We start from the raw sequence: 2,594 nt of genomic DNA on the forward strand, positions 1-2,594 counted from the left end.
CATAGAAGCACTGGCCGGGCTGCATCTGGCGCAGATCGCGTGGTGTCAGCATCTGCATCAACCGCTGGGCATCAGGGCCGCGCAATTCGACCTGCCGTTCGCAGGCCACATCCCAGATCTGCACCGCCTCTTTCAGATGGCGGTAGTCCTCCTCGACCGAACGGAACATGGTCGGCAGAAGCATGTGATTGTAGACGGTATAGGCTTTGACGCCGGCCGCCTCGACCCCGTCCGAGAAGGGGGTGCGCCGCAAGCGGCGCGATGGGGAAATGAGGGTCATCTGGCTGTCTCCATCAGCACTTGGAACCTGGTGTCCGGAACTTCGTCAGGCTTCGCCAAATCCCTTCGGAACCGGAAGGTCGGGCAGATCCCTGGCGCGTTTCTGAAGCGCCCGGCCGATCACGACCCGGCTGATTTCCGTCGTGCCGTCGACAATGCGCAGCATCTGCGCAAGGCGGGACAACCGGTCAAGACCGTAGGGTTGCAGCAACCCCATCCCCCCCAGAACCTGCGTGCAGGTATTCGCAGCCTTGACCGCGCAATCGGGCACGAAGCGCTTTGCATGCGCCGCCATCAGGGGGCCTTCCGGTGTGCCAAGGGCCTCGGCGGCCTTGCGGTAAAGCAACCGCGATGCCTCAAGATCCGTGGCGACATCGCCCAGCATCCACTGGATCCCGTCGAGATCAAGATTGACGCCACCGAACATCTTGCGGTTCTTCGCATAGGACAATGCGGTGTCGAGCGCCGCCTCCATCAACCCGCAGCACCCCGAAGCGATCGAGACACGCGCAATGTCGATCGCCATGAGCGACCCCTGAAGACCCTTGCCCGGCGGCAGGATGATATTGTCCTCACTGACGATGACATTGTCCAAATACATCTCGGACAGGGGCAGGAAGCTGTAGCTTGGCGTTTCATAGCGCGGGCCGAAGCTGAGACCGGCGGCATCAGCCGGAATGGCGATCATCGCCATGTCCTTATGGCCCGGCTGATCCGAGGTCTTGACCACGGTGAAATAGATATCCGCCTCCCCCGCGAGGCTGACCCAGGCCTTGGCGCCACTGATCGTCCAGGTGCCATCCGTGTTGATCGTCGCGCGCGAGTGCATATTGGCCGCATCCGAGCCGGACTGAGGTTCGGTCAGCGCGAAATTGGCCAGTTTCCGGCCCGAGGTCAGGTCGCGCGCCCAGGCCTCCTTGAACGCATCGGTGCCAAAGCCGCAGGCCGCAAAGGTACAGATATTGTGCATCGACAGGGCGAAAGCATAGGCGCCGTCCCCTTTGCCAAGTTCCTCATAAACGCGAATCCCCTCAGACAGCGGCAGACCCTGCCCGCCCCATTCCTCTGGCGCATAGAGGCCGGTCAATCCAAGCTCCGCAGCCTTGTCGGATGCGGCGCGGGGCCAGGCTGTTCCGGTGTTCCACGCGGCCACTTCCGGCTTGATAACCTCATCCGTATGACGGCGGGCGGCGGCGAGAATTTCATCGATGCGTGCGGACATGGCAGTTTTCCTTCGTTCAACAGGACTGACGCAGAGCGGTCACTGAGTGATCCCTGTCAGGTTTTGGGAGTTCGGGCGAGGTCCGGCGGCAGCCCGTCAGCAGCGCTCCGTTCATCATGCAGGATCGGTGCGGACATCAACGCCCCCGGGGTCAGAAAAAGATGGACGGGCAGCCCCGTCCTGCCTAGGGTCGGACTATCCGGGGTAAATGTCAAACATTTAATGTCTTACAATTGAAGGCGCGCGGCATGAAGGGACTGAAACTCGGCACCGAAGGCGAATTGCCGATCCGCATCGCGGCGGCGATCCGTGATGCGATTGTCGAGGGGCGGCTGATCGTCGATGAACGCCTGCCATCGGAACAGGAACTGGCCGAACAGTTTGGCGTCTCACGACCCACGGTGCGCGAGGCGCTTAAACGGCTTGCAGCACAGAGCCTGATCCGCACCCAAAGGGGGGCGACGGGCGGCGCCTTCGTCAACCGGCTTTCTTACGACGAAGCAGCGGGGCAGCAGATCACCACATCGACGCTGCTGCTCAGCATGAACGCGGTGGATTTCGAAACCGCCTGTGAGGCGCGTTATGCGCTCGAACGCGCCTGCGTCCCCTTTGCCGCCGACAGGTGCGAGGCCGACCATCTTGCCGCGATGCGGGCCGAGATCTTCCGGCAGGGCCAGCCCGGCCTTTCGGACGAAGGCTTCTGCGCCTCGGACGTAGCCTTTCACCGGGCGCTCGTCGATGCGGCAGGCAATCCGGTCCTGTCCTATCAGCTTGCCGGTGCCGTGGAGGCGATGCAGCCCCTGATGAACATGATCACCTTCTCGGCCAGATCGCGGGAAAGGATCGTGGCACTGCATACAGGCATCGCCGATGCGGTCGAGGCTGCTGACGCAGATACGGCCGGGACCTATCTGTCAGAGCTTGCCGCCTATACCGTCGAACTTGCGGCCGACATCCGTGCGAAACGCCGGACGAAACAGGGGGACGCAGGACAGTAAGGTGGGTTTAGAGCGTGTTGCGGTTTTCGAGATTCAGGATTCCCCCGATGCTTGATCTGTGATTCCCTGTCTGTATGGCAGATATGGGGGTCAGT

2 protein-coding genes and 1 pseudogene are annotated in these 2,594 nt (G+C 62.0%); 1 reads left to right on the forward strand and 2 read right to left on the reverse strand.

What is annotated here, in order from left to right; genetic code table 11:
• Positions 1-280: pseudogene (gene dmdA / locus WBB85_RS07775) on the reverse strand (dimethylsulfoniopropionate demethylase); the annotation flags it as partial.
• Between the two features lie 45 nt (positions 281-325).
• Complete coding sequence (locus tag WBB85_RS07780) at positions 326-1,501, reverse strand: acyl-CoA dehydrogenase family protein (protein WP_432638053.1); 1,176 nt, start codon at positions 1,499-1,501, stop codon at positions 326-328.
• 248 nt (positions 1,502-1,749) lie between these two features.
• Between WBB85_RS07780 and WBB85_RS07785 the strand changes: the two genes are divergently transcribed.
• Positions 1,750-2,499: a FadR/GntR family transcriptional regulator gene (locus WBB85_RS07785; RefSeq protein WP_432638054.1), complete on the forward strand. Its 750-nt coding sequence runs from the start codon at positions 1,750-1,752 to the stop codon at positions 2,497-2,499.
• The last annotated feature ends 95 nt before the right edge of the window (positions 2,500-2,594 follow it).

Source organism: Albidovulum sp. (assembly GCF_049646345.1).
In the GTDB taxonomy this organism is placed as follows: domain Bacteria; phylum Pseudomonadota; class Alphaproteobacteria; order Rhodobacterales; family Rhodobacteraceae; genus Albidovulum.